Below are 204 nucleotides of genomic sequence, written 5' to 3'. Positions count from 1 at the left end.
CGAGACTGGGTACACTGACTTAGCAGTGGGCAATGCTGGCACTGAGCTGGGTCAGAGGCATACTGCCGGTATCCCTTTCGGTCCGTCGTTCGGTAGGGCAGTTCCTGTTGAGCTGGGCATCTATACACATTGCGTTTGGCATCGTATTCAAACTTCCATTTCGGAAACAGTCCTTGTCTGGGATGGAATCTTCGGTGAGCAATC

Annotated in this window: 1 pseudogene; it reads right to left on the bottom strand. The window is 52.5% G+C overall.

Annotation, left to right across the window (positions count from 1 at the left end):
- Positions 1-204: pseudogene (locus tag G9G53_RS26685) on the bottom strand (IS5/IS1182 family transposase); the annotation flags it as partial.

It is taken from the genome of Paenibacillus sp. EKM206P (genome assembly GCF_011066155.1).
Taxonomy (GTDB): Bacteria; Bacillota; Bacilli; order Paenibacillales; family Paenibacillaceae; genus Paenibacillus; species Paenibacillus polymyxa_D.
This window is presented reverse-complemented; position numbering and strand designations above follow the sequence as displayed.